Source organism: Sphaerotilus natans, from assembly GCF_900156335.1.
Taxonomy (GTDB): domain Bacteria; phylum Pseudomonadota; class Gammaproteobacteria; order Burkholderiales; family Burkholderiaceae_C; genus Sphaerotilus; species Sphaerotilus natans.
The window spans coordinates 1-24,754 of record NZ_FTMZ01000031.1 but is presented as its reverse complement, the minus strand read 5'-3'; the positions used below and the strand labels follow the sequence as shown (position 1 = coordinate 24,754).

Annotated in this window: 21 protein-coding genes; 18 read left to right on the top strand and 3 right to left on the bottom strand. The window is 66.0% G+C overall.

Annotated elements, in window-relative coordinates:
- The first annotated feature begins 11 nt into the window (after window positions 1-11).
- The 6 genes from BW996_RS19650 to BW996_RS19625 all read left to right on the top strand — a co-directional run bounded on the left by BW996_RS19650 (window position 12) and on the right by BW996_RS19625 (window position 5,468).
- Window positions 12-326, top strand: coding sequence for a non-heme iron oxygenase ferredoxin subunit (locus tag BW996_RS19650; RefSeq protein ID WP_037482959.1), 315 nt, complete (start codon window positions 12-14; stop codon window positions 324-326).
- Between the two features lie 73 nt (window positions 327-399).
- Window positions 400-1,716, top strand: a complete 1,317-nt coding sequence (locus tag BW996_RS19645; RefSeq protein ID WP_037482957.1) for an MFS transporter — start codon at window positions 400-402, stop codon at window positions 1,714-1,716.
- Between the two features lie 33 nt (window positions 1,717-1,749).
- The gene (locus BW996_RS19640; protein ID WP_037482955.1) at window positions 1,750-2,820 is read left to right on the top strand and encodes a cupin domain-containing protein; all 1,071 of its coding nucleotides are present in this window, start codon (window positions 1,750-1,752) and stop codon (window positions 2,818-2,820) included.
- Between the two features lie 37 nt (window positions 2,821-2,857).
- Window positions 2,858-3,559, top strand: a complete 702-nt coding sequence (locus BW996_RS19635; protein ID WP_037482954.1) for a fumarylacetoacetate hydrolase family protein — start codon at window positions 2,858-2,860, stop codon at window positions 3,557-3,559.
- A 10-nt stretch (window positions 3,560-3,569) separates the two neighbouring features.
- Window positions 3,570-4,214, top strand: coding sequence for a maleylacetoacetate isomerase (gene maiA / locus BW996_RS19630; protein ID WP_037482950.1), 645 nt, complete (start codon window positions 3,570-3,572; stop codon window positions 4,212-4,214).
- Between the two features lie 3 nt (window positions 4,215-4,217).
- Window positions 4,218-5,468 (top strand): helix-turn-helix domain-containing protein, encoded by a 1,251-nt coding sequence (locus BW996_RS19625; RefSeq protein ID WP_051632025.1) that lies wholly within the window; start codon window positions 4,218-4,220, stop codon window positions 5,466-5,468.
- Here BW996_RS19625 and BW996_RS19620 read toward each other — a convergent pair.
- Entirely contained in the window at window positions 5,416-6,396 is a 981-nt protein-coding gene (locus BW996_RS19620; protein WP_241461996.1) for an alpha/beta fold hydrolase, read from the bottom strand. The two genes, BW996_RS19625 and BW996_RS19620, sit on opposite strands and share 53 nt — an antisense overlap.
- Before the next feature lie 46 nt (window positions 6,397-6,442).
- Window positions 6,443-7,069, bottom strand: a complete 627-nt coding sequence (locus BW996_RS19615; RefSeq protein ID WP_037482947.1) for an NADPH-dependent F420 reductase — start codon at window positions 7,067-7,069, stop codon at window positions 6,443-6,445.
- 110 nt (window positions 7,070-7,179) lie between these two features.
- Here BW996_RS19615 and BW996_RS19610 point away from each other — a divergent pair, with 110 nt between their 5' ends.
- A complete protein-coding gene (locus BW996_RS19610; RefSeq protein WP_037482945.1) occupies window positions 7,180-8,076 on the top strand; it encodes a LysR family transcriptional regulator in 897 nt (298 codons plus the stop codon).
- Between the two features lie 36 nt (window positions 8,077-8,112).
- Here the strand turns inward: BW996_RS19610 and BW996_RS19605 are convergent, their stop codons facing one another.
- Window positions 8,113-9,660 (bottom strand): replication initiation protein, encoded by a 1,548-nt coding sequence (locus tag BW996_RS19605; RefSeq protein ID WP_241461995.1) that lies wholly within the window; start codon window positions 9,658-9,660, stop codon window positions 8,113-8,115.
- A 551-nt stretch (window positions 9,661-10,211) separates the two neighbouring features.
- Between BW996_RS19605 and BW996_RS19600 the strand changes: the two genes are divergently transcribed.
- The 11 genes from BW996_RS19600 to BW996_RS19550 form a co-directional block, all read left to right on the top strand.
- Window positions 10,212-11,390 carry an AAA family ATPase gene (locus BW996_RS19600; protein WP_241461994.1) on the top strand — a complete coding sequence of 393 codons (1,179 nt, stop codon included), beginning with the start codon at window positions 10,212-10,214 and terminating at the stop codon, window positions 11,388-11,390.
- Between the two features lie 57 nt (window positions 11,391-11,447).
- On the top strand, window positions 11,448-12,536 hold the full coding sequence (locus BW996_RS19595) for a ParB/RepB/Spo0J family partition protein (protein ID WP_139330965.1): 1,089 nt from the start codon (window positions 11,448-11,450) through the stop codon (window positions 12,534-12,536).
- Between the two features lie 66 nt (window positions 12,537-12,602).
- Complete coding sequence (locus tag BW996_RS19590; protein WP_037482944.1) at window positions 12,603-15,026, top strand: type I restriction-modification system subunit M; 2,424 nt, start codon at window positions 12,603-12,605, stop codon at window positions 15,024-15,026.
- Window positions 15,023-16,264: a restriction endonuclease subunit S gene (locus tag BW996_RS19585; protein WP_139330964.1), complete on the top strand. Its 1,242-nt coding sequence runs from the start codon at window positions 15,023-15,025 to the stop codon at window positions 16,262-16,264. The genes BW996_RS19590 and BW996_RS19585 overlap by 4 nt, the downstream gene beginning before the upstream one ends.
- Window positions 16,265-16,280: 16 nt before the next feature.
- Window positions 16,281-17,621 carry an AAA family ATPase gene (locus BW996_RS19580; protein WP_037482938.1) on the top strand — a complete coding sequence of 447 codons (1,341 nt, stop codon included), beginning with the start codon at window positions 16,281-16,283 and terminating at the stop codon, window positions 17,619-17,621.
- Window positions 17,621-18,280 (top strand): HNH endonuclease, encoded by a 660-nt coding sequence (locus BW996_RS19575; protein ID WP_051632022.1) that lies wholly within the window; start codon window positions 17,621-17,623, stop codon window positions 18,278-18,280. Before BW996_RS19580 ends, BW996_RS19575 begins: the two co-directional genes overlap by 1 nt.
- Window positions 18,281-18,371: 91 nt before the next feature.
- On the top strand, window positions 18,372-19,556 hold the full coding sequence (locus BW996_RS19570) for an ATP-binding protein (protein WP_037482934.1): 1,185 nt from the start codon (window positions 18,372-18,374) through the stop codon (window positions 19,554-19,556).
- 61 nt (window positions 19,557-19,617) lie between these two features.
- The gene (locus BW996_RS19565; RefSeq protein ID WP_037482931.1) at window positions 19,618-22,749 is read left to right on the top strand and encodes a type I restriction endonuclease subunit R; all 3,132 of its coding nucleotides are present in this window, start codon (window positions 19,618-19,620) and stop codon (window positions 22,747-22,749) included.
- Window positions 22,749-23,489, top strand: a complete 741-nt coding sequence (locus tag BW996_RS19560; protein WP_037482928.1) for a M48 family metallopeptidase — start codon at window positions 22,749-22,751, stop codon at window positions 23,487-23,489. The genes BW996_RS19565 and BW996_RS19560 overlap by 1 nt, the downstream gene beginning before the upstream one ends.
- Before the next feature lie 20 nt (window positions 23,490-23,509).
- The gene (locus BW996_RS19555) at window positions 23,510-24,385 is read left to right on the top strand and encodes a hypothetical protein (protein WP_139330963.1); all 876 of its coding nucleotides are present in this window, start codon (window positions 23,510-23,512) and stop codon (window positions 24,383-24,385) included.
- Window positions 24,386-24,421: 36 nt separating this feature from the next.
- Window positions 24,422-24,754, top strand: a 333-nt coding sequence (locus BW996_RS19550; protein WP_139330962.1) for a helix-turn-helix domain-containing protein, incomplete at its 3' end; no start/stop codon positions are given.

Sequence of the window (24,754 nt, the reverse complement as noted above, 5' to 3'; positions counted from 1 at the left end):
GAGACCGGACCATGAGCGAGAACTGGATCGTGGCCGCGGCCCGTGACGATGTCCCCGAAGGTGACGTGATCGGCGTGCGGGTGGACGGGCGAGAGATCGCCCTCTATGAGGTGGAGGGAGAAATCCATGCCTCCGACAACCTCTGCACCCATGGCGCGGCCCGCATGAGCGACGGCTTCCTGGAAGGCCGCGAGATCGAATGCCCGCTGCACCAGGGCCGCTTCGATGTCTGCACCGGCCGCGCGCTGTGCGCGCCCCTGACCGCCGACCTGCGCATCTACCCGGTGCGCATCGAGGGCGGACAGGTCCTGCTGCGGCTGGACTGAGCGCACGCCCTCACCCTTCCCTCACCACACGCAGAACGCCCGGGCAACGAACCCGGGCCACGAGGAGGCAACCATGCGCCAGATCGACATTCACCAGGCGGCCGATGCCGCGAGCTTCAACGCCTTCCACGGCCGCATCCTGCTGTGGTGCGCGCTGATCGTCATCTTCGATGGCTATGACCTGGCGGTGGCCGGCATCGCGATGCCGGCGATCATGAAGGACATGGGGGTCAGTGCCACCCAGGCCGGACTGATGGCCAGCTCGGCGCTGTTCGGCATGATGTTTGGCGCCATCGTGCTGGGCACGCTGTCGGACCGCATCGGCCGGCGCCGGGTCATCGCGCTGTGCATCGTGCTGTTCAGCGTCTTCACGGCGGCTGCCGGGCTGACGCACGATCCGATCCTGTTCAGCCTGATGCGCTTCCTGGCGGGGCTGGGCATCGGCGGCGTCATGCCCAACGTGATCGCGCAGATGAGCGAATACGCGCCGCGCCGCCTGCGCGCCACGCTGGTGACGGTGATGTTCAGCGGCTACTCGATCGGCGGCATGCTGGCCGCGCTGCTGGGCAAGATGATGCTGGAAAGCCTGGGCTGGCCCTCGGTGTTCCTGGCTGCGCTGGCGCCGGTCCTGCTGGCGCCGCTCATCCTGCGCGGGTTGCCGGAATCCATGACCTACCTGCAGCGCACCGGGCAGACCGAGGCGCTGCGATCCGTGCTGACGAAGCTGCGCCCCGACCTGAACGTCGGTCCGGACGACACCTTCGTGCTGCCGGAGCGCCAGGATGTGGCCCGCGCGCCAGTCGCGGCCCTGTTCACGCACGGTCGCGCACGGAGCACGGTGATGTTCTGGGCCAGCTGCTTCATGTGCCTGTTCATGGTGTATGCGCTCAGCACCTGGCTGGCCAAGCTGATGGCCTCGGCCGGCTACAGCCTGGGCTCGGCCCTGACCTTCGTGCTGGTGCTGAACTTCGGCGCCATGCTCGGTGCCGTGGGCGGAGGCTGGCTGTCCGATCGTTTCCCGATCCAGCGCGTGCTGGTGATCATGTACCTGCTGGCGGCCGGCTCGATCGCCGTGCTCGGCCAGGCCCTGCCGTCCTGGGCCCTGTTCCTGACCGTGGGCCTGGCCGGCGCCTCCACCATCGGCACCCAGATCGTCACCAATGCCTATGTCAGCCAGTTCTACCCGATGGCGATCCGATCGACCGGGCTGGGCTGGGCGCTGGGCATCGGCCGCACCGGCGCCATCCTGGCCCCGGTGCTGATCGGCGCCCTGGTGGGCATGAACCTGCCGCTGCAGAGCAATTTCCTGGCGATCGCCCTGCCCGCCCTGATCGCCGCCGCCACCATCGCGCTGGTCGATCCACGGCGCTCGGCGGCCCACCCGTCCTGATCTGTCCTGACCCTTGACCGGAAACACGACCCCATGACCGCCGACGATTCGAACCGCTTCGACACCCTGGGCCGGCTGGAAGACCTGCCGCAGGACTACCGCGACGAGCTCACCGCCCAGAACCTGGTCCCGCTGTGGCCCAGCCTGCGCGCGGTGCTGCCGCCGCATGTGCCCACCCGGCGCACCCGCGTCACGCACTGGCCCTATGCACCGCTGCGCAAGCTGCTGCTGCGCGCCGGCGAGCTCACGCCGATCGAGAAGGCCGAGCGGCGCGTGCTGGTGCTGGCCAACCCCGGCCACGGCCTGGAGAAGATGCAGGCCAGCGCCGCCATGTACCTGGGCATGCAGCTGCTGCTGCCGGGCGAGCTGGCACCGGCCCACCGCCACACGCCGAATGCGGTGCGCATGGTGGTCGAAGGCGAAGGCGCCTGGACCCTGGTCGATGGCGAGAAATGCCCGATGCAGCGCGGCGACCTGATCCTGACGCCCACCGGCCTGTGGCACGAACACGGCCATGACGGACAGGATCCGGTGATCTGGCTCGATGTGCTTGATCTGCCGCTGATCTACTACACCGAGACCTCCTACCACGAGGAAGGCCCGAGCCAGCCGGCCCGGCCCGCCACCGGCGACCGGGCCTACGCCCGCGGTGGCGTGGTGCCCACCACCGTCTTCCAGCGCTCGGAGCGCCGCTACCCGATGCTGCGCTACGCCTGGAGCGATGCCCGCGCCGCCCTGGAATCGCTGGCCGACAGCCAGCCCGACCTGGAGTGCGTGCAGATCACCTATGTCAACCCGGAGACCGGCCAGGATGCGGAAAACATCCTGGGCTTCCACGCGCTGATGCTGCGTCCCGGCCAGACCCTGCGCATTCCGGCCATGTCGCCTGCCCAGGTCCTGCACCAGATCGATGGGGCCACTGAAGTGAGCGTGAGCGACCAGCGCATCGACCTGGCCGAAGCCGGTACCTGCGCCATTCCGGGCTACACGGCCATCACGCTGACCAATGCCAGCGCACAAGCCCCGTCTTTCCTGTTCATCGCCGACGAAAGTCCGCTGCACCGCAAGCTCGGCGTGCACGAGATCCGTCAGGACCGTGCCTGAGCATCATCCCCGTTTCCAACCCTGCCTCGACCCTGCCATGACGACCTATCTCTTTGCCCCGCCCGCGATCGAGTCCCTCGAGATCCAGGGCCGTGACGAGCGTTTCCCGGTGCGCCGGCTCTTCTTCGTCGGCCGCAACTATCACGCCCATGCGGTCGAGATGGGCCGCCCGGTCGACAAGAGCGTCGAGCGTCCGTTCTACTTCACCAAGTCGCGCGACACGCTGCTGGCCAGCGGCCAGACCATGGCCTATCCGGCCGAGACGGCCAACTTCCATTTCGAGATGGAGCTGGTGGTCGCCATCGGCCAGCCGGGCTTTCGCGTGCCGGCCGAACAGGCGCACCAGATCATCTACGGCTATGCCGCCGGTCTGGACATGACCCGGCGTGATCTGCAGCTGGTGGCCCGCGACAAGGGCCGCCCCTGGGATCTCGGCAAGGACGTCGAACAGTCTTCGGTGTGCAGCCCCATCGTGCCGATGCCCGAGCAGGTGATCGAGCGCGGTCGCATCAGCCTGGCCGTCGACGGCCAGACCAAGCAGGATTCGGATGTGGATCGCCTCATCTGGAACGTGCGCGAGATCATTGCGGACCTGTCGCTGTTCTACCATCTGCAGCCGGGTGACCTGATCTACACCGGCACGCCCGAAGGCGTCGGCGCAGTGAAGCCGGGCGAGCGCATCACCGGTACGGTCGAGGGCGTCGCCGACATCGTGCTCGACATCGGTCCGACCGTCTGAGTCTTTTCCCATGCAGCTCTACAGCTTCTTCCGCAGCGGCACCTCCCACCGGCTGCGCATCGCGCTCGGCCTGAAAAGCCTGTCGCCCGACTATGTGGCCGTCGACCTGCGCCGCGAGGAGCATCTGCAGCCGGCCTACCGCGCGATCAACCCGCAGGGGCTGGTGCCGGCGCTGCAGCTCGACGACGGCGAAGTGCTCACCCAGTCGCCGGCCATTCTCGAATGGCTCGAAGAGCGCTACCCCGAGCCCGCGCTGCTGCCAGCCGACGCGCTGGGGCGCGCTCGGGTGCGCGCACTGGCAGCGCTGGTCGGCTGCGACATCCATCCGATCAACAACCGCCGCATCCTGGAGCACCTGCGCCATGCCTGCAAGTTGCCCGAGGACGAGATCCAGCGCTGGTGCGCCACCTGGATCACCGCGGGCTTCGATGCCTACGAGGCGCTGCTGGCCGGTGACCCTCAGCGCAGCGCGGACTTCAGCTTCGGCGACCGCCCGACGCTGGCCGACGTCTACCTGATTCCTCAGGTGGAGAGCGCCCGGCGCTTCCAGGTCGACCTGGCGCGCTGGCCGCTCATCAGCCGCATCGATGCGGCCTGCGCCCGCATCGACGCCTTCCAGCAGGCAGCGCCCGCCCGACAGCCCGACGCGGCCTGAGCCATGAACGCACGCGCCGCGAGCCCCTTCTTCTCGAGCCGGGAGGATCGGCTCGAACTGGCGCGTCGTCGCTACTTCGATGACGGCATCACGCCCGTCGGAGTGGTCAGCGAGGCGATCTTCCACTCCTGGACCCGCTGCCAGCGCCTGCACAGCACGCCGACAGGACAGGTCGAGTTCCAGCCGGTGACCCCCAGTCGAACGCATCTGGCGCTGCAGAAGAACCGCGCACTGGTCGAGGCCTGGCGGCACGAGCTCTCGCACATCGAGTCGATCATCGGCATGACCTCCTGTGCCGCGATGCTGACCGATCCGTCCGGCGTGCTGATCGCCTCGAGCTGCGCCGGGCGTTCGCACGAGCGGATCATGCCGATCGCCACCCGCCTCGGCGTGGATCTGTCGGAAGAGGCGGTGGGCACGACCGCACCTGGGGTGGTCGCACGCACCGGTCAGCCCATGTGCGTGATCGCGGGCGAGCATTTCTTCGAAGAGGTGCGCCGCATGCACTGCGCAGCCGCTCCGATCCGCGACCACCTGGGCAGACTGGCCGGCGTGCTCGATCTCTCCAGCGAGGAGCTGCCCTTCGGCTTCGATGCAACCTCGGTGGTGAGCCTGCTGGCCCGGGCCCTGGAGAACCGCATCCTGACCCAGTCCGCGCAGGAAGTGCTGATGATCGCGCTGCAGATCACACCGTCGTTGCTGTCCTCGCCGATGGCAGGACTGGTGGGCATCTCAGGCGAAGGTCGAATCCTGTGGTGCAACGGCGCAGCAGTCAGCCTGCTCGGACTGCCCACGCTCGAGATCCGGGATCTCGGCCTTGATGTGGAAAGCCGCATCGGCCTGCCGGTCGAACGTCTGCTGCACCGTGCCGGTTCCGATCACTTCCAGCTCAGGCTGCCCAGTGGCCTGGCGGTCTGGGCACGGGTCAGTGCCCCGCCCTCGGAAAGCATGGGGCCGGTGTTCACCGTGCCGGCACCGCAGGTCGATCCTGCGACACGGACACCCCCGAGCGAGGCGCCTGCCGCGGTGTGCGCCCCTCCGCCCCCCACCCTGGCACCGCGCAGCCTGCGCACGATCGACCAGGAAATCATCCGCACCACGCTGCAGGACTGTGGCGGCAACGTGTCCGAGGCCGCGCGCAGGCTCGGTGTCTCACGCGGCCTGATCTACCGGCGCGCCCGGCAGATCGACGCGACCGCCCTCAGCGATCCAGGAAAGCGCGCAGATCCCGGACAAAGCGCATCGGGTTCTTGAACATCAGGAAATGATCGCCCTGTTCGGCCTGGCTGTAGACCTGCAGCGAGGCCCCAGGAATGACCGACGCCATCCAGCGCTGGCTGGGCAGGTTGTTGCTGTACTCGCCCGAGAAGATCGTGGTGGGCACATCGATCTTGTGGCGCAGCACATCCTGCCAGTCGTTCGTGGCGTGGTCGAACAGCACCTTGGCCGCGAAGCCCGGATCGGTGCGCACGAACTCCGCAGCAAAGGCCTGCGAGTTGACATAGGCCGGCGCATCGTTGGCCATGGCGCGCTGGAGCACCTTGGTGTCGATGATCTTCGGATCCGGCGCGGCACCCGCCGTGAAGACCGCCTTCAGATGCTCGGCCGAGGTGGTCATGGCCCCGGCCTGGCGGCGCTGCGCCTCGCTCCAGTCCGAATGCGCATAGATCGAGACCGGCTCGTCGACGAAGACCAGCTTGCGCATGCCCTGGGTGCCGAACAGGTCGATGCGGCTCCAGAGCACCGCGGCCCCCATCGACCAGCCCACATAGTCCGCTGACTTCAGCCCCAGATGGTCGGTGAATTCCTGAAGGTCGGCGGCAAAGCGCGAGATGCGCACGCCATGATCGACGTGCTGCGACAGCCCCTGGTTGCGCGGATCAAGCACCAGCACGCGGTAGTGCTTGCCGAGCAGGTGCAGCAGGTTGATGTATTGCGCACCATGGGCCGACCAGCCGGGAATGAAGATCACCGGGCGGCCCGATCCGATCTCCCAGTAGGCCAGTTCCGCCCCGTCGCGGGTGGTGAAACGGTTGATCTGCAGGCCCTGGACCTCCGAGAGACGCTCAGGCAGGCCCTCGATCCGGTTCGGGAAGGTGTAGTCGCGGCCCAGGACCTCGAGGGCCGGCGCAGCCAGCGCACTGCCGGAGGCCAGCCAGAGCGCCAGAGCCCAGCGGGCCATATGTCGTCGTGTCTGCATGAAGCGCTTTCTGAGACAGGATCAGAGATCAGACCTGCACCCAGGCCGGTGCCACGACCGGACCCCGACCCAGGAAGAAGCCGAACTGGATGTTCATCATGCCGACCGGTTCGAGGAAGCGGCTGTTGCGCAGCGCACCGGCGTCCACCGCCTCGAAGCCGAGCGTGGCGACCAGGGCACGGACCTGCGCCTTGGCCGAGGCATCATCGGCCGCGACGAAGACCTGCAGCGTGTGCGCGGTGCGGGCCTCGGGCGCCAGCAACTGGGCAAAGATGGTGTTGAAGGCCTTGACCACCTGCGCCTCGGGCACGGCCGCCTGGATGACTTCGGCTGCCGAGGTGGTGGTGCCCAGCTGCAGACCCTGGAAATCGGCCGTCAGCGGGTTGCTGATGTCCACCAGCACCTTGCCCTGCAGCGAGCCCAGGCTGGCAAGCGTGCCGGCGATGGCGTCATAGGGCAGGGCCAGCACCACCACCGAGGCCACGCGCACGGCTTCAGCCGGCGAGGCGCTGCGCACACGGTGGCCCAGCTCGGCGGCAAGCGCCTCGCCCTTGGCGGCATCGCGGGTGCCCAGAACCACATCCACGCCTTGGGCGGCCATCGCCTTCACCAGCGCCGAGCCCATGTTGCCACTGCCAATCACTGCGATCGTCATGTCGTTTCCGTTCATGTTCAAGAGGTATCGAGACAGGAATCCAGTGTGAATGGCGATCTATTAGAGATAAATGGACAATCGGGTTCGACATTCAAAACACAGAGTGGGCAATGGACCGATTCACCAGCATGCAGGTCTTCGTGAAGGCAGTCGATCTGGGCTCGTTCCGCGCCGCAGCCGACGCGCTCGGGCTGTCGGCCCAAGGGGTCGGCAAGCATGTCCAGGCGCTCGAGCATCATCTGGGAATGCCACTGCTGGTGCGGACCACCCGACGCCAGAGCCTGACCGACTTCGGCCACGACTACCTGGAGCGCGCTCGCCTGATCCTGGCGGAGCTGGCGGATGCCGAACAGCTGGCCGCGCAGCGCCGGGGCGTGCCCAGCGGGCGGCTGCGCATCAACGCGCCGGTGAGCTTCGGCGTGCATGCACTCTCGCCCCGGCTGCCCGAGTACATGCGCACGCACCCACAAGTCGCTGTGGAACTGACACTGGCCAATCGCACCGTCGATCTGGTGGAGGAAGGCCTGGATGTGGCCTTCCGCGTCGGCGTTCTGCTCGACAGCGGTCTGGTGGCACGAGCGCTGGCACCCTACCGATTGGCGGTCTGTGCCGCACCGGCCTACTTGGCGGGACGAGCCCCGCTGCACACGCCCTGGGATCTGGCGCTGCACGACTGCCTGGGCTTTGCGCACAGCGAGCTGCTGACGCACTGGAGCTTCGACGGCCCCGACGGTGCACATGTGAAGGTGGCCGTGAGCTCGCGCCACCGCTTCGACCAGGGTGAGGCGCTGCTGCATGCGGCCCTGGCTGGCCTGGGCATCGTGCTGCAGCCGATGGAGCTGCTCGCCCCCGCATTGGCTGAGGGACGCCTGGTGGAGCTGCTACAAGGCTGGCGCGTACCGACCCGGCCACTGCATCTGGTGCACGCTGGCGGGCGGCACATCACCCCAGCGTTGCGCAGCTTCATCGACTTCGCGGTGAAGGCTTTTGGACACGACGGCGCATGAGCCCGACTGTCGCAGATCAGTGGCGGATGGACGTGATCAGCCCCGCTTGAGCGACACAGCGAACCTCAGCAGCTCCGCATCCGTTGCGTCACCCGGCCACAAAACGCTTGCCAGCCACCGATTGAAGGTGCTGCCCGCAATGCGGCTGTCGATGCCGTCCTTTCGCCAGGCCTTGGCCACCGGAATGGCCACGTGTGGCAGTCGCTCTATCTCGAAGCGAGAGACGTAGGCATCTTGCTCGGAGACACCCATCGCCAGAAATCGTGTGCGTGCCATCGTGGCCTGGTGTTGGTTCCAGTCCTCCCTGAGCTGTCTCAACCGCTCTTCCATGCTGAGCTCAGGACCGGGATGGATGGGCAGACGGGTTTCAGGCGCGACAGGAGATGCTGCTGCAGCGGATACTGAGCTTACCGTGCCCTCGCTTGTGCGCTCGCGTGCTGGCAAGCCCGGATACTTTTTCTTCACGGCCGTGCGCAGATAGGCCGCAGGCGACTTCAGCGGTGGAAGAGCCGCGTTCTGCATCCGTTCAGTGACGTGATCGAGTGCAGCACGAAGCAGCGTTTCATCCGTCGCAGCGTAGAAATCTTGCGCATCCCTGGGCTTGAAACCAAGGCTCACGAGCTGTTCGACAAGTGCCAAGTCCAGCACGCAGGCCAGAGGCGCTTGGGAGGATCCGCTGTCAGCAGGCTGTTCTCCCTTGGGAAGGATCTTGAACTGCAGCTCATCGACCTTGCGCCCCCGTTTGTGTTCAACGACTTCCATCCGGAAGTCCTCGCTGAGGGTGTCCAGCTCAGCCAGCGCTTTCTTGATCGTGTCGCGGTGAAGTATACGGTAGTCGACCTTGACGATGTCGCTGCGCCCCGTCAGGACGGATGCCCACCACAGCACGTCCTCGCGCATCGTCAGTCGCGTTGGCGATGAAAGGTAGCGCGCGCCCAGCTCGTACAGCACGGAAGCCGCGTAGCTACGCATCTGCGAGCTGATCTCGAGGAGGATGCGCGTGTAGTGCGCAGGCCGGATCAGGTGTTCCCGGATCGGATCGGGATAGGTCCACGAAATATGACACGGCCGCCCGCGGCCTGGATCGTCGATCGAGACCGTTCCAAGCAGCTGTGTCGAGGTCCATCTGCGCGTGCCACCCACACTGGTGTGCCACTCGATTGTGGTGGCTTGCATGTCACGAATGTGCGACTTCAGGATCTCGGTGTTGTTCGAGTTGAAGCGTGCGTCCTTGATGAGTTCAGCCAGTGGCAGACAGTAGGTTGGCTTGTCGACACCTTGCCTTTGTGCGTGAAACAGGAAGACGTTGTAGATGCGGCGCGACAGCAGCGTCAGCTTCCCGCGCTTAGGACGGATAGCGATGGCTTCGTTGGCCTTGGCGACGGCCTGCGCCTTCTCTTTCGGATCGGTTGCGTCATGCACAGTCCCATCAGCCAAGCTTGGGTTGCCACAGTCGGTCTGATGCACGAGATCAAAGGAGCGTTGCAAAGGTAGGCGCTCTAGCTTGTCGGCGAACTGTGAGCTTGTCAATTCACATCTCTCTTTCGCCATTGCCTGGCGGCGGCGGTGTGGTTCAAAGGCCATGTCACATGACGGAGTCTTTTGTTCACATCAACAACGTGAGGATCCCCATGGGGACTCCTCTTGATAGATTGAAATACAAGATTTGAATACTTGAAGATTTGAAGGGCCAAAAAACGTTTTAGATCAACGACTTACGTGTCTTTTGTGGAGTGGATATGGGATTCTCGCGGAGAGTCTGTGGGAGACTCACTGAGAGCTTCTGGGGATCTTGGGTGCCTTTGCGGAGAGCTTCTGGGGAAGTTCCGGAGTGGATATGGGGATCTGGGTTGTCCGAAGCGGTGGTCCGTGAGGCCGGTCACTTGCTTCCGTTTGGAACCACTCCGGCGGCCGTCCTGGCTCACCCGGGATCCCCATAAAGTCTCCTGGAAAAGTGTGGTCCCCAAATTGTCTCACCGCTTTCCAAATCTTGTTGCGCTGATGCATTGAAACGAGGGTGGAAAAAAGTAGACTGTCCGGGAAGCAACAAGACTGCCCTCATGACCTCCCCCAAAGTCGCTCGAACCCTGTCCGCAGAGGCTGGCAACCAGGTTGCCAGCGACCCTCGCCTCCCTGTGTCTCCTCGTCATCTGATCGACATGCAGCGCATTCATGCGATCTCTGCGCGTGCCTCGAGCATGGTCGAGCAGATCCGAGGACGGCTGCTTGCGCCGGAGTCGCGCAAGGTGGCGCCGGTGTTCTCGACGGCTCAAGTCGCGGCGCTGTGCGGTGTGGACAAGCCGCATGTGAACTACCGTGTCAACAAGGGTGACCTGCCGTCAGGCAAGCTCACGCCCAACGGAGGCAAGCGGGAGTTCTCTCTGACCGAGGCCCGTATCTGGGCCCGGACCTACCGCAAGGACAAGATGCGGCCGCGTGGTCAGCCGGCGCTGTGCATTGCGGTGGCGAACTTCAAGGGTGGCGTCTCGAAGACCACCAGCGCGATGATCCTGGCTCAGGGCCTGAGCATGCGGGGTCACCGGGTGCTGGCCATCGACATCGATCCGCAAGGCTCGCTGACCACCCTGCATGGCATCCTGCCCGAGACCGAGGTCAGCGAGGACATGACCATCGCGCCGCTGTGCCATGGCGCCAGCGACGACATCACCCCGGCGATCCGATCGACCTACTGGGATGGCATCGATCTGGTGGCGGCTGCGCCGTTTCTCTTCTCGGCCGAGTTCGCGCTGCCGGCTCGCCAGATGAGCGACTCGTCCGTGCGTTTCTGGGATGTGCTGAACCAGGGGCTGGAGTCGGTCCGCGATCTGTATGACGTCATCATCATCGACACCCCGCCCTCGCTGTCCTATGTGACGATCAACGGTCTGTGGGCGGCGGACGGCGTTGTGGTGCCGGTGCCGCCGTCCGGGCTCGACTTCGCCAGTTCGGCGCAGTTCTGGGCGCTGTTGTCGGACCTGGGCGCCAGCCTGGACGAGCAGGAGCCGGAAGACGCCCGCAAGGCGTTCGACTTCCTGCACATCCTGCTGAGTCGGGTGGATCACACCGACACCGCCTCGCCTGCGGTGCGTCAGTGGATCCAGGCGACCTATGGCGAGTATGTGCTGCCGGTCGAGATCCCGAAGACCTCGGTCACCAGCAACAAGGCGGCTGAGTTCGCGACGGTCTACGACATCCAGAAGTACGAAGGTGCGGTCAAGACCTACAAGCGTGCGCTCGATGCCTATGACCGCTTCGTCGATCTGGTCGAGGAGTCGCTGGTCGAGGCCTGGCGCGCGCGCCGCACGGCGGTCTGATTCCACTGTGGCAACCTGGTTGCCAGTCAGCCAGTCAGTTAGCAAGAGAACAACGACATGAGCACGAAGTCGAAGCTGCAGTCCGTCACCGACAGCCTGCGGGCACTCACGGGCAACTCTCCCCTCCTTCCTGCGGCTGCGCCCATCGGGCCGCGGCAGGACGATGCACCGGCCGTGCCGGCTGCGCAGCCGGCCCCGGCGGGGACTCAGTTTCCGCCCGTGGTGCCCCGCAGCGTGCCGCGCACCGGTCCGGGCCAGATGCTGCAGTTCCGCGGCCAGATGCTGGCGACCGAGAGCGAGATCAGCCGCCTCAAGGAACAACTGAGCGCTTACGACGGTGCGGCGGTCACGCGTCGGCTGGACACGGCGCAGATCGCGCCCAGCCGCTGGGCCAACCGACACGCGGACGCCTTTGCCAATCCGGCCTTCCAGAGCCTGAAGCGCGACATCCAGCAGGCCGGCGGCAATGTCCAGCCCATCCTGGTCCGGCCGCTTGTGGATCAGCCGAACCGCTATGAGCTGGTCTTCGGGCATCGGCGTCACCGCGCCTGCGCCGAGCTGGGTCTGCCGGTGCTGGCGACCGTGGAAACGCAAGCGCTGTCGGATGCGGACCTGTTCGCGATGATGGACCGCGAGAACCGCGAGCGTGCGGACCTGTCGCCCTACGAGCAGGGGATGATGTACCGGCGTGCGCTGGATCAGGGGCTGTACCCGTCGAACCGCCGCCTGGCCGATGCGCTGGGGGTGTCGCACACCTGGGTTGCGAACGTGCTGCTGGTGGCCGATCTGCCGACGGCCGTGATCGATTGCTTTGCCTCGCCGACGACGATCACGCACCGGCATGCCAAGACGCTGACGGCGGCCCTGGATGCCGACCCCAAGGGCGTGCTGCGCCGGGCCGAGCGCCTGCGTCTGCAAGAGCGCGTGCTCGGGGCGGCGGCGGTGGTGGCCGAGCTGGTCGGCACGACGGCGGATGAGGTGCGATCAGCAGGTCAGCTGCTCCGAGGTGACGGGCGACCGACGGGGCGCTGGAGCCAGGACCGTGACGGTCGCATGTACATCCAGATCGATGCCAGCGCCCTGGGCGGCGCGATGACGCCGGAAGCCCTGGCGGCAGCCGTGGCCCGTCTGCTCGATCCCGCCTGACGGCCTGCTGCCGGTCCGAATCACAAAAATCAGAATCAGGGTCAACCCTTGACCCTGGTCTCACCCATGCCGATCAAGAAATCCGACCTCTATTCCAAGCTCTGGGCCTCCTGCGATGAACTGCGCGGGGGCATGGATGCCAGCCAGTACAAGGACTATGTGCTGGTGCTGCTGTTCATCAAGTACATCAGCGACAAGTACGCCGGCGAGCCTTTCGCGCCGATCCAGATCCCGGACGGTGCCAGCTTTGCCGACATGGTGGCGCTCAAGGGCCGCAGTGACATCGGGGACCAGATCAACAAGCGCATCGTGCGTCCGCTGGAGGAGGCCAACGGCCTGCGCATCAAGGCCGATTTCAATGACGACGCGCTGCTGGGGGCGGGGAAGGAGAAGGTCGACAAGCTCACCAACCTGATCGGCATCTTCGAGTCGGGTGATCTGGATTTCAGCCAGCACCGTGCCGACGGCGACGACATCCTGGGCGATGCCTACGAGTACCTGATGCGGCACTTCGCCACCGAGAGCGGCAAGAGCAAGGGGCAGTTCTATACGCCGGCCGAGGTGAGCCGGGTGATGGCGCAGCTGCTGGGCATCGCTCACGCCCGCACCAGCCCAGACACGACGGTGTACGACCCGACCTGCGGCTCAGGCTCGCTGCTGCTGAAGGTGGCCGAGGCGGCGCCGACCGGGCTGAGCCTCTACGGCCAGGAGAAGGAGGAGGCCACCAGCGGCCTGGCGCGGATGAACATGATCCTGCACGACAACCCCGGTGCGGTGATCGAGCAGGGCAACACGCTGGCCGATCCGAAGTTCCTGGACGGCGAGAAGCTCAAGACCTTCGACTATGTGGTGGCCAATCCGCCGTTCTCGGACAAGCGCTGGAGCACCGGCCTGACGCCGTCGCAGGACGCCTTCGGCCGCTTCGACGGCTTCGTGGTGCCGCCGGACAAGCAGGGCGACTACGCCTACCTGCTGCACATCCTGCGCTCGCTGAAGTCCACCGGGCGCGCGGCCTGCATCCTGCCGCACGGCGTGCTGTTCCGGGGCCATGCCGAGGCGGAAATCCGCAAGCGCCTGGTGCAGCGCGGGCTGATCCTGGCGATCATCGGACTGCCGGCCAACCTGTTCTATGGCACCGGCATCCCGGCGTGCATTCTGGTGCTCGACAAGGCCCAGGCCACGGAGCGCCGGGGCATCTTCATGATCGATGCCGCCCAGGGCTTCATGAAGGACGGCCCGAAGAACCGCCTGCGCGAGCGCGACATCCACCGCATCGTCGATGCGTTCACGACGCTGGACGCGTCGGATCCGCGCTATGCCCGGTGGATCGGGTTCGACGAGATCGAGAAGAACGACTTCAACCTGAACCTGCCGCGCTACATCGACAGCAGCACGCCCGAGGACCCGCAGGACATCGACGCGCACCTGCGCGGGGGCATTCCTGAGGCGGATGTGGCGGCGCTGGGGCGCTACTGGGCGGTGTGTCCGCAGCTGCGCGATGCCCTGTTCCGGCCGCGCCGGGCGGGCTATCTGGACCTGACGGTGGCGCCGGCGGCGATCAAGACGACGATCCACCAGCACGCCGAGTTCCAGGCCTTCACCCAGGCGATGGCGGGCCATTTCGAGGCCTGGCGGGTGTCGATGGCGCCCCGGCTCAAGGACCTGGCGCCGGGCTTCCAGCCCAAGGCGCTGATCCGCGACCTGGCGGAGGATCTGCTGGCGCACTACCGCCAGCAGCCGGCCGCGCAGGCGCTGATCGACCCCTATGCGGTCTTCCAGCACCTGATGGACTATTGGGCCGAGACGATGCAGGACGACGCCTACCTGATCGACGAAGCCGGCTGGACGGCCGAGCCGCGCCGCGTGCTGGAGACCAAGAAGACCAAGGATGGGTCGCCGGGCAAGACGGTGGACCGGGGCTGGGCCTGCGATCTGGTGCCCAAGGCGCTGCTGGTGCAGCAGCACTTCGCGGCGTCGCAGGCCGCGCTGGACGGGCTGGCCGCCGAGCTGGAGGCGGCGCAGGCCGCGCAGGCGGAGCTGGAGGAGGAGCACGGCGGCGAGGACGCGGCGCTGGGCAGCCTCGACAAGATCAACGACAAGGAAGTGAAGACGCGCCTGCGCGAGATCGGGCGCGACCCGGAGGCGGCCGAGGAGCTGGCGGTGCTGCGGCAGTGGCTGACGCTGTCGGAAAAGGCGGGGGCGCTGAAGAAGAAGCTCAAGACGCAGGAGGCGGCGCTGGACGCCCAGGCGCTGGCGCGCTACGCCACGCTGACCGCCGACGAGGTGAAGGCCCTGGTGGTGGACCACAAGTGGATGGCCGCGCTGGGCCGCGCGGTGCACTGCGAGCTGGATCGGGTGAGCCAGGCGCTGACCGGCCGCGTCAAGGAACTGGCCGAGCGCTACGGCCGCACGATGCCCGAGCTGACGCAGCAGGTGACCGACCTGGAAGCCCGGGTGGCGGAGCATCTGGCGAAGATGGGGTTTGTATGACCATGTCTCAGCAGGCCAACGACACCTCGCGAAATCCTGGGTGGACCAGTACTGCATTGTCGCAATTAAGCAGTGTTGTCCGTGGCGCGTCACCCCGACCCGCAGGAGATCCAAAGTATTTCAACGGCGATTTCATACCTTGGTTAACGGTTGCGGCTCTGACCAACATCCCGGAATCCAAGACCATCGTATTCGAGACGGCCGGGAAGTTGACTGAAGCTGGCGCTCAATTCAGTAGGACTTTGACGCCCGGCACGGTAATTATCGCGAACAGCGGTGCGACGCTTGGAGTCGCAAAGATTCTCGGTATTCGATGCTGCGCAAACGACGGTATTGCGGCACTTCTCGACTTGTGCTCCGATGTTGATGCTCGATACATCGTCTATCAAATTAACAGTCAAACCGATCGACTCCGCACGGTGGTTGCCACGGGCAATGGTCAGCCGAACCTGAACACGGGCCTTATCGGTGCAATTGAAATTGATCTTCCATGCAAGGATGAACAGTCTGCAATTGCCGACGCCCTCACCGACGCCGACGCCCTGATCGACTCGCTGGAGCAACTGCTGGCCAAGAAGCGCCAGATCAAGCAAGGGGCCATGCAGGAGCTGCTGACGGGGAAGCGGCGGCTGCCGGGGTTTGATGGCGCGTGGTCGTTCGAGGAGTTGCGTAACTTGGTCCAAACTCCAGTGACAGATGGTCCCCACACAACGCCTGTCTTCGTAGATTCCGGGGTGCCGTTCTTGTCGGTCAACAACCTTGTTGGCAATCGCATTGATCTAACGGACCTACGTTTCATTACGAGGGAAGACGATCAGATATTCGCCAAGAAATGCAAGCCACAGCGAGGTGATGTGCTTCTCGGAAAAGCAGCATCGGTCGGTAAAGTGGCCATCGTCGAAGAAGACTTTGACTTCAATATATGGTCCCCGATTGCACTGATTCGCGCTGGTTCTAGTGTGGTCTCAAAGTTTTTGTACTACCAATTGCAGAGTCGATCTGTCCTCACACAAATCGCTGTGCTGACAAACTCATCATCCCAAGGAAATATAGGAATGGGTGATATTGAAAAGCTGCAAATCACCGTTCCATGCGTTGATGAGCAAAGTGCTATCGCCCAAGTTCTCTCCGACATGGACGCTGATATTGCCGCCGTCGATGACCGGCTGACCAAGGCGCGGGCGATGAAGCAGGCGATGGCGCAGGTGTTGCTGACCGGGCGGGTGCGGCTGGTGTGAGCCGGAGTTCAAGACCATGAGAATCCACCAGTTGGTGCTGCGCAATTTCCGGCGCTATGAGCGGGCGAGTGTCCAGTTCCATCCGCGGTTCACGGTGCTGATCGGCAACAACGGCGCCGGCAAGACCACGGTGCTGGATGCGTTGGCGATGCTGCTCAACACCTACTTCCAGGGCGCCCGGCTGCCCACCGGCGGCGGCACGATCAAGGCCGACGACGCCCGGGCGGTGTACCGGAACAAGCACGGCCAGGTCTTCCGCGAACGCATGGACGAGGTGGCGCTGGAGGCCACGGCCGAGGTGGCGGGCGCCGCGTTGACCTGGCGGCGCGAGATCGGCGACCGGGGCGGCCAGGCGAAGAACCTCGTCCAGCTGGGCGCCGAAGGGCGCGCGCAGATCAAGGCCGGCGGCAGCCCGGATCTGCCCTTGCTGCTCTACTACGGCGCCGGTCGCCTGTGGACCCAGCACGACAACGTGGAGACCAGCGGCCCGACCTCGCAGCTCGACGCCTACCGCTACTGCCTGGACCCGAAGTCCGATCACAAGGCCTTCGAGCGGTGGTTCAAGAAGCTCGCCTTCAGCGCCTTGCAGCGCGGGGAGGCCAGCCCGGCCCTGCGCGCCGTTCAGGGCGCGGTCCAGGCCTGCATTCCTGGGGCGCAGGACTTCTTCCATGACACCGAGTACGACGAGCTCACCCTCCGGCTGGACAAAGAGGGGCTGATGCCCTTCAACAGCCTGAGCGATGGCTACCGCAACATGGTGGGCATGGTGGCCGACATCGCCCACCGGGCCTCGCGCCTCAACCCGCAGCATGGCGCCGAGGCGGCCCGTCGGACCGCCGGGGTCGTCCTCATCGACGAGATCGACCTGCACCTGCATCCCAAGTGGCAGCGCCGCGTGGTGGCCGATCTGCAGCGCGCCTTCCCGAACCTGCAGTTCATCGCCACCACCCATTCCCCGTTCATCCTGCAGTCCTTGCTGCCCGGCGAGGTGATCGACCTGGACCGGCAGCCTCTTCTGGCCACGACCGAGACCGTGCCGGTGGCCGGCCTGGCGGCGCCCGGACCCGGCGGCCCGTTCAGCCACCGCTCGATCGAGGACATTGCCGAAACCGTCATGGGCATCGACCTGCCGCAGCGCAGCGAACGCCGGGCGCAGATGCACGAGGCCGCCAAAGCCTACTACCTCGCGCTGAACCAGCCTCGCCCCACGGATCCCGAGGCGCTGGAGGCCTTGAAAGCCCGACTGGACGCCTTGTCAGCCCCCTTCAGCGATGAAGTGGCCTATCACGCCTTCCTGGAGATGGAGCGGCTCGCCGCCGGTCTGGGCCCGTCCCGCGCCATCAGCGAGAACCCCTGATGCGACCGATTGATCGCGGGGCCTGTCCGCAGGACGAACAGGGGCAGGCCGTCCGGTTCACGGCCTACCCGCAGGCCCGACGTGAACTGATTCGCCGGCTGGGCGAATACTGCTCCTACTGCGAGATGCACCTGGATGCCTCGCTGGCCGTGGAGCATGTGCGGCCCAAGAAGCCCCCCGGCGCCACGGACGTGCTGCCCGAGCGGGCGCTGGCCTGGGACAACTTTCTGCTGGCCTGCACCAACTGCAATGCCACCAAGGGCGACACCGACGTGGTGCTGGCGGACTACCTCTGGCCGGACCGCGATGACACCTTTCACGCCTTGCAGTACCGCATCGGCGGACAGGTGGACAGCGCCGCCGGCCAGGACAAGGTCCGGGCGGATCGGCTGATCGACCTGGTGGGGCTGCGCAAGATGCCCGACACCCCCGAGGCCGCCGACCGGCGCTGGCTCAATCGCCGCGAAGCCTGGGACATGGCCGAGCGGGCCCGGCAGCGTCTCATGACGTGCCCGCAGGCGGCTCGCGAGTTGATGCGCGAACAGATTGTCGAGACCGCCAAAGCCAAGGGCTTCTGGAGCGTGTGGATGACAGTCTTTCACGGCGATCCGGACATGACGGCGCGCTTGATCGCGGCATCCCCCGGCACCCGATGGTGATCGGGCCGACGGACCGGACGCGGTCCGTTTCATTGACTTTTATTGATGAACCGATAAATTATCACCGTCGTGATAACGGACGGTAAAAGCCATGATCGCCTTCCACCGCACCGCCCTGGCCCAGGAGATGGTGACCGCCTTGCAGGGGCGCAGCCTGCTGGGCGATGCCCACAACGGCCTGTTCCTGGCCGCGCCACGCCGCACCGGCAAGTCCACCTTTCTTCAGGGCGATCTGCGCCCGGCGCTGCAGGCCGCCGGCGTCGAGGTGGTCTACGTGGACCTGTGGGCGGATGCCCGGCGTGATCCCGGTTTGCTGATCGCCGATGCCATTGCCCGGGCGCTGCATCCGCAGCTCGGCGTGGTGGCGCGCCTGGCGCGCAATGCCGGACTGGACAAGGTGAAGCTGGGCGGCCTGGAGGTGGACACCAGCAAGATCGGGCGCATCGACGGCCTGACGCTCACCGAGGCGCTGCGCCTGCTGCACGAGAACGCCGCGCAACCGGTGGCGCTGATCATCGACGAGGCCCAGCACGCCCTGACCAGCGAGGCCGGCGAGGCGGCGATGACCGCGCTGAAGTCCGCCCGCGACCAGCTCAACCAGCCCGGCACGGTCAACCTGATGCTGGTGATGTCGGGCTCCGACCGCGACAAGCTGCTGCGCCTGGTCAACACCGCCGGCGCCCCGTTCTACGGCTCGACCATCCAGCGCATGCCCCCGCTGGGGCCGGACTTCATCGCCCATGTCGCCGGCCTGATCGAGGCCCAGCGGCCCTCGCTCGCGCCGGTCGATCAGGCCCTGCTGCAACAGGCCTTCGACGCCTTCGGCCACCGGCCGCAGTTCTTCATGGCCGCGCTCGGGCAGGTGCTCAGCCCGCTGGCGGGGCTGCAGGGGCGCTTCGAGGCCGGCCTGCTCGAAGCAGCCCAGGAGCGCCAGCAGCAGGACGAGGCGCAGATGGAATCGGACTACCTGGGGCTGAAACCGACCGAGCAGGCGGTGCTGTGGCGCATGCTCGAGCAGGGCCCGCGCTATCGCCCGTATGGCGCCGAGGCCCTGCGCTTCTACGCCGAGAAGACCGGCCACGCGGTGACCGCGGCCAAGGCCCAGCGTGCCCTGGAGTCCTTGCGCCAGCGCATGCCCGCGCTGGTCTGGAAATCCGCCCGGGGCGAATACGCGGTGGAGGATGCCGCGATGCACCGCTGGTTCGAGCAGCGCCGCCAGGCCCGCCAGTGGCCGCCCGCCACGCCCCAGGGCCTGCTGCCGCTGGACGACGACTGACGCGATCCGGCCGAAGACCACGATCCGAGAAGATCACGAGGAGCCCAGGGAGGGAGCCGCCATGCATCACGACCGTCACACCAGCATCAGCAAGCCCGAGCGGGCCACCCAAGACCGGGTGATCGATCTCTTCACCCGCCAGCTCGGCTACCGCTTCCTCGGCGACTGGTCAAAGCGTCCGGGCAACCACTGCGTCGAGGAGGATCTGCTGACGGCCAGCCTGGCGCGCCGTGGCCACCGCCCCGCACAGATCAGCGCCGCGCTGCACCGGCTGCGCGCCGAGACGCTGCTGCCCGAGGGGCGCACGCTCTACGCCGCCAACCAGGCGGTCTATCAGCTGTTGCGCTACGGCATCGCGGTCAAGGTCGCCGCCGGCCAGCCCAGCGAGACGGTGCATCTGGTGGACTGGGCCCATCCCGAGGCCAACGACTTCGCCCTGGCCGAGGAGGTGACGCTCAGGAACGGCGGCCACGAGCGCCGGCCCGATCTGGTGCTCTACCTCAACGGCATCGCCGTGGGCGTGCTGGAGCTGAAGAACAGCCGCGTCGGCCTGGGCGAGGGCATTCGCCAGAGCCTGTCCAACCAGAGCCCCGAGTTCAACGCCTGGTTCTTCACCACGATGCAGCTGGTGATGGCCGGCAACGACACCGAGGGCCTGCGCTACGGCACCCTCGGTACCCCGGAAAAGCACTTCCTGACCTGGAAGGAAGACGAAGCTGACCACGCCGGCTACAAGCTCGACAAGTACCTGCGCAAGCTCTGCGACAAGGCACGGCTGCTGGAGCTGATGCACGACTTCGTGCTGTTCGACGGCGGGGTGAAGAAGCTGCCGCGGGTGCACCAGTACTTCGGCATCAAGGCCGCCCAGGCGCATGTGCGCCAGCAGCGCGGCGGCATCATCTGGCACACGCAAGGGGCGGGCAAGAGCATCCTGATGGTGCTGCTGGCGCGCTGGATCCTGGAGAGCCGCCCGGCCGCCCGGGTGGTCGTCATCACCGACCGCGACGAACTGGACCGCCAGATCGAGCGCGTGTTCACCGACGCCGGCGAGACCATCCGCCGCAGTCGCAGCGGCCGCGATCTGCTGGACCAGCTCGCCGAGCCCAACCCGCGGCTGCTGTGCTCGCTGGTGCACAAGTTCGGACGCCGCGACGTGGACGACCTCGACGTCTTCCTGCGGGATCTGACCGAACGGCCTCGGCCGGTGCATGGCGAGATCATCGTCTTCGTCGATGAGTGCCACCGCACGCAGGGCGGCAAGCTGCACCGGCTGATGAAGGCCATGATGCCCGGCGCGCTGTTCATCGGCTTCACCGGCACACCGCTGCTCAAGGCCGATGCCCAGACCAGCCGGGAGGTGTTCGGCGGCTACATCCACACCTACAAGTTCGCCGAGGCCGTCGAGGACGGCGTGGTGCTCGATCTGGTCTACGAAGCGCGCGACATCGACCAGAAGCTGCTCAGCACCGCGCAGATCGACCAGTGGTTCGAGGCACGGACCCGGGGACTGAACGACTGGCAGAAGGACGAGCTGAAGAAGCACTGGGGCACGATGCAGAAGGTGCTCAGCGCCCGCGCGCGCATGGATCGGGTGGTGGCCGACATCGTGTTCGACTTCGCGGTCCGGCCGCGACTGTCGAGCGAGCGGGGCAACGCCATCCTGGTGGCCAGCAGCATCCACGAGGCCTGCAAGTACTTCGAGCTCTTCGGCCGAACGATGTTTCGGGGCCGCTGTGCGGTGGTGACGTCCTACAACCCCCAGGCGTCCGACGTGAGCAAGGAGGAGACCGGCGCCCACACCGAGACCGACCGCCAGTTCGTGCACCGCACCTACACCGAGCTGCTCAGGGCGGTGCCCCCGAGTCCGGGCATGACCCGCACCGAGACCTACGAGCAACAGGTCAAGGCCCTCTTCATCAAGTCGCCGGCGCAGATGAAGCTGCTGATCGTGGTGGACAAGCTGCTGACCGGCTTCGATGCGCCCCCCTGCACCTGTCTCTACATCGACAAGTCGATGCAGGACCACGGCCTGTTCCAGGCCATCTGCCGCACCAACCGGCTCGACGGCGAGGACAAGGACTTCGGCCACATCGTCGATTACAAGGACCTGTTCAAGAAGGTGGAGAAAGCGATCGCCGTCTACACCGCCGAGGTCGACCACGGCACTGGCGGCACCGACCCGCAGATCCTGGTCAAGGACCGGCTTGAGGCCGGCCGCGAGCGGCTGGACGATGCGATCGAGGCCCTGGCCCTGCTGTGCGAGCCCGTGCATCCTCCGAAGGACGACCTGGCGCACATCCGCCACTTCTGTGGCAACACCGAGATCGCCGATGACCTGAAGGTGCGTGAGCCCTACCGCATGGCGCTTTACAAGGCGGTGGTGGCGCTGGTGCGCGCCTACGCCAACCTGGCTGATGATCTGGAGGCGGCGGGCTACACGCCCGCGCAGATCGTGCAGATCAAGGCGCTGCAGAAGCATTACCTGGACCTGCGCGAGATGATCCGCCACGCCGCGGGCGAGACGCTGGACCTCAAGCCCTTCGAGGCGGACATGCGCCACCTCATCGACACCTACATCGAGGCCCAGGCGCCGCGCAAGATCTCGCCCTTCGATGGCATCGGGCTGCTGGACCTGATCGTGCGCACCGGCATCAGCGACGCGATCGCCGAGCGGCTTGCCGGGCTTCAGGGCCACCGCGAGGCGATTGCCGAGACGATCGAGAACAACGTCCGCAGCAAGATCCTGAAGGAGCAGCTCACCGATCCGGCCTATTTCGAGACGATGTCCGCGCTGCTCGACGAAATCATTCGTCTGCGCAAGGCGCGAGCGATCGAGTACGAGGACTACCTGGCGCGCATTGCCGACGTGGCCCGCCAAGTCAGCACAGGCCAGGCTGACGACACGCCGGCGCAGCTCGCCACCTCTGGGCAGCAGGCGCTGTACAGCAATCTGAAAGCGCTCCTTGATCCGAATGCCGTGTGCGAGCCTGCCGGACCGTTGACACCCGAGCCGGATGCCGCTCTGGAGAAGGCGTTGCAGCTCGACGCCACCATCAAGGCACGGCGACCCGATGGCTGGCGGGGCGTGAAAGCCAAGGAGCAGATGGTCAAGCAGGCGATGTTCGAGGTGCTGCGCGACGTGAAGGCGGTGACGGTGCTGTTCCCCATCGTCGTGGCCCAGAAGGAGTACTGATGCAGGACACGCTGGATCTGGCGGGGCTGCAGGTCGAGGTGACACGCAAGGCGATCCGGCATGTGCACCTGAGCGTGCTGCCGCCCGATGGCCGGGTGCGTGTGGCCGCGCCACACGGCACCGCCCTGGAGACGCTGAGGCTGTTCGTCATTTCGAGGCTGGTCTGGATCCGTGCGCAACAGCGCAAGATGCAGGCGCAGGAACGCGAGACGCCCCGCGATTTCCTGGGCAAGGAGAGTCACTATCTGTGGGGCAAGCGCTATCTGCTCGACGTGCGCCATGCCGATGCCGCACCTGCGGTGAACCTGACGCCGCGACAGCTGCAGCTTCAGATCCGTCCGGGGACGACGCCTGCCCGGTGTGCCGAGGTGCTGGAGGCCTGGTACCGGCAGCAGGTGAGGGCGGCTCTGCCGGCGCTGTTGGAGCGCTGGGAGCCGCGTCTGGGCGTGAAAGCGGGTCGGGTGTTCGTGCAACGCATGAAAACCAAGTGGGGCAGCTGCACGCCGGCCACGGGATCCATCCGGCTGAACACCGATCTGGCCAGGAAGCCGCCCGAGTGTCTGGAGTACATCATCGTGCACGAGCTGACCCATCTGATCGTGCCCACGCATGACGCCCGCTTCAGCACGGTCCTGGATCAGCACCTGCCCCACTGGCGCCAGGTGCGGGAGCGGCTGAACCGGCTGCCGGTGCGTCACGAGGTCTGGGAGGATAGACGTGCCACGGCAGACATGCCTTGAGGACGGCGGTGAGGCAGAGCATGGCAACCATCCTGAACCCAACGAGTCCCGGCGATTCACCGCCGTTCAGAGAATCCACCGATCACCAAAGGGCCAGCAAGGCCAAAGAGAAGCAGATGACAAAGCAGCAGGCCCAGGGCACCCCGAAGGGGAAGGGATCTTTCTGTGTGCCGCAAGCCGCCGTTGAGGCGCTGCTCGACGCCCAGGCGAACGCCTACGAGATCTGCACGTACCTGACGCTGGCCAAGTACACCGAAGAAAGCGGGCGCTACTCGCCGGCCAGCGTCAGCGCAGTGAACAAAGCCACCGGGGCCAACAAGCTGAAGAGCGGGCCTGTGGATCGGGCCATCGTGCGGCTGAAGCAGATCCGAGCCAAGACCGTGAAGCAGGTTTCCAACGGGTATAGCGGCAGGAGTCACGCCATGGTCGAGCAGCCAGTAGATCTCGGGCCGATCCTGTTTGATCGTGATACCTGGCATCAGCAGACCGGCGAGGTCTTGCCGGATGGGCCGACCCCACGTGGCCTGGTGCGGTATGTCCTGCCCGACTTCTGCGAGGAAAAGGACAGTCGGGTCTGGTTCGGTAACAACTTGGTCGGCGGGATTGGTGGATTCAATCAGCCGCTGAAGGCGCTGAAGAACGCTGGAGATGTCGCAGCGCGGCTGTTGCTGGCCATGTACGCGGTCAATGACATGGAGCTGTGGGGCGGTGTGTGCCCGATCGGTTCTTGTCACGGGCCGTGGCGGCACTACAAACCCGTGGCCGATGACGTGAACCTGCATGGTCGGGCGCGGCTGATACGGGCCAAGGCCAAAAGCCTGGTCGCGTCGCTCGACCACCGGATCAGTGGCGGAAGCGCGGAAGCCTATTGGGATGCGCGGCACGCTCTAAACTGAAGTGCAACACCGCAATGAAATCAACAGGTTGAGCCGATGGGACAAGAGTATTCAAGCCTGAGTATCGAGGAGCGCACGCAGCTTGGGCTGCTGGCCTCGCAGAAGCTGACCCAGCGTCAGATTGCCCTGCAACTCGGTCGCTCGGCCTCGACCATCAGCCGGGAACTGGCGCGCAATCAACACCCGAAACGGGGCTACCTGGCCGCTGGCGCCCAGCAGCAGGCCAGTCAACGCCGGGCGCAGGCCAAGGCCGGCGTGCGCAAGCTCGGCGCCCAGTTCGACACCCCGCTGGGCAAGTTCGTGCGCCACGAACTCCAGCGCGCCTTGTCGCCCGAACAGATCGCTGGCAGGCTCAAGCGCATGCACCCC

Coding starts and splice junctions, on each gene's coding strand:
- BW996_RS19650 (WP_037482959.1), top strand. CDS start 12: ATGAGCGAGAACTGGATCGTGGCCGCGGCCCGTGACGATGTCCCCGAA.
- BW996_RS19645 (WP_037482957.1), top strand. CDS start 400: ATGCGCCAGATCGACATTCACCAGGCGGCCGATGCCGCGAGCTTCAAC.
- BW996_RS19640 (WP_037482955.1), top strand. CDS start 1,750: ATGACCGCCGACGATTCGAACCGCTTCGACACCCTGGGCCGGCTGGAA.
- BW996_RS19635 (WP_037482954.1), top strand. CDS start 2,858: ATGACGACCTATCTCTTTGCCCCGCCCGCGATCGAGTCCCTCGAGATC.
- maiA (WP_037482950.1), top strand. CDS start 3,570: ATGCAGCTCTACAGCTTCTTCCGCAGCGGCACCTCCCACCGGCTGCGC.
- BW996_RS19625 (WP_051632025.1), top strand. CDS start 4,218: ATGAACGCACGCGCCGCGAGCCCCTTCTTCTCGAGCCGGGAGGATCGG.
- BW996_RS19620 (WP_241461996.1), bottom strand. CDS start 6,396: ATGGCCCGCTGGGCTCTGGCGCTCTGGCTGGCCTCCGGCAGTGCGCTG.
- BW996_RS19615 (WP_037482947.1), bottom strand. CDS start 7,069: ATGACGATCGCAGTGATTGGCAGTGGCAACATGGGCTCGGCGCTGGTG.
- BW996_RS19610 (WP_037482945.1), top strand. CDS start 7,180: ATGGACCGATTCACCAGCATGCAGGTCTTCGTGAAGGCAGTCGATCTG.
- BW996_RS19605 (WP_241461995.1), bottom strand. CDS start 9,660: ATGGCCTTTGAACCACACCGCCGCCGCCAGGCAATGGCGAAAGAGAGA.
- BW996_RS19595 (WP_139330965.1), top strand. CDS start 11,448: ATGAGCACGAAGTCGAAGCTGCAGTCCGTCACCGACAGCCTGCGGGCA.
- BW996_RS19590 (WP_037482944.1), top strand. CDS start 12,603: ATGCCGATCAAGAAATCCGACCTCTATTCCAAGCTCTGGGCCTCCTGC.
- BW996_RS19585 (WP_139330964.1), top strand. CDS start 15,023: ATGACCATGTCTCAGCAGGCCAACGACACCTCGCGAAATCCTGGGTGG.
- BW996_RS19580 (WP_037482938.1), top strand. CDS start 16,281: ATGAGAATCCACCAGTTGGTGCTGCGCAATTTCCGGCGCTATGAGCGG.
- BW996_RS19575 (WP_051632022.1), top strand. CDS start 17,621: ATGCGACCGATTGATCGCGGGGCCTGTCCGCAGGACGAACAGGGGCAG.
- BW996_RS19570 (WP_037482934.1), top strand. CDS start 18,372: ATGATCGCCTTCCACCGCACCGCCCTGGCCCAGGAGATGGTGACCGCC.
- BW996_RS19565 (WP_037482931.1), top strand. CDS start 19,618: ATGCATCACGACCGTCACACCAGCATCAGCAAGCCCGAGCGGGCCACC.
- BW996_RS19560 (WP_037482928.1), top strand. CDS start 22,749: ATGCAGGACACGCTGGATCTGGCGGGGCTGCAGGTCGAGGTGACACGC.
- BW996_RS19555 (WP_139330963.1), top strand. CDS start 23,510: ATGGCAACCATCCTGAACCCAACGAGTCCCGGCGATTCACCGCCGTTC.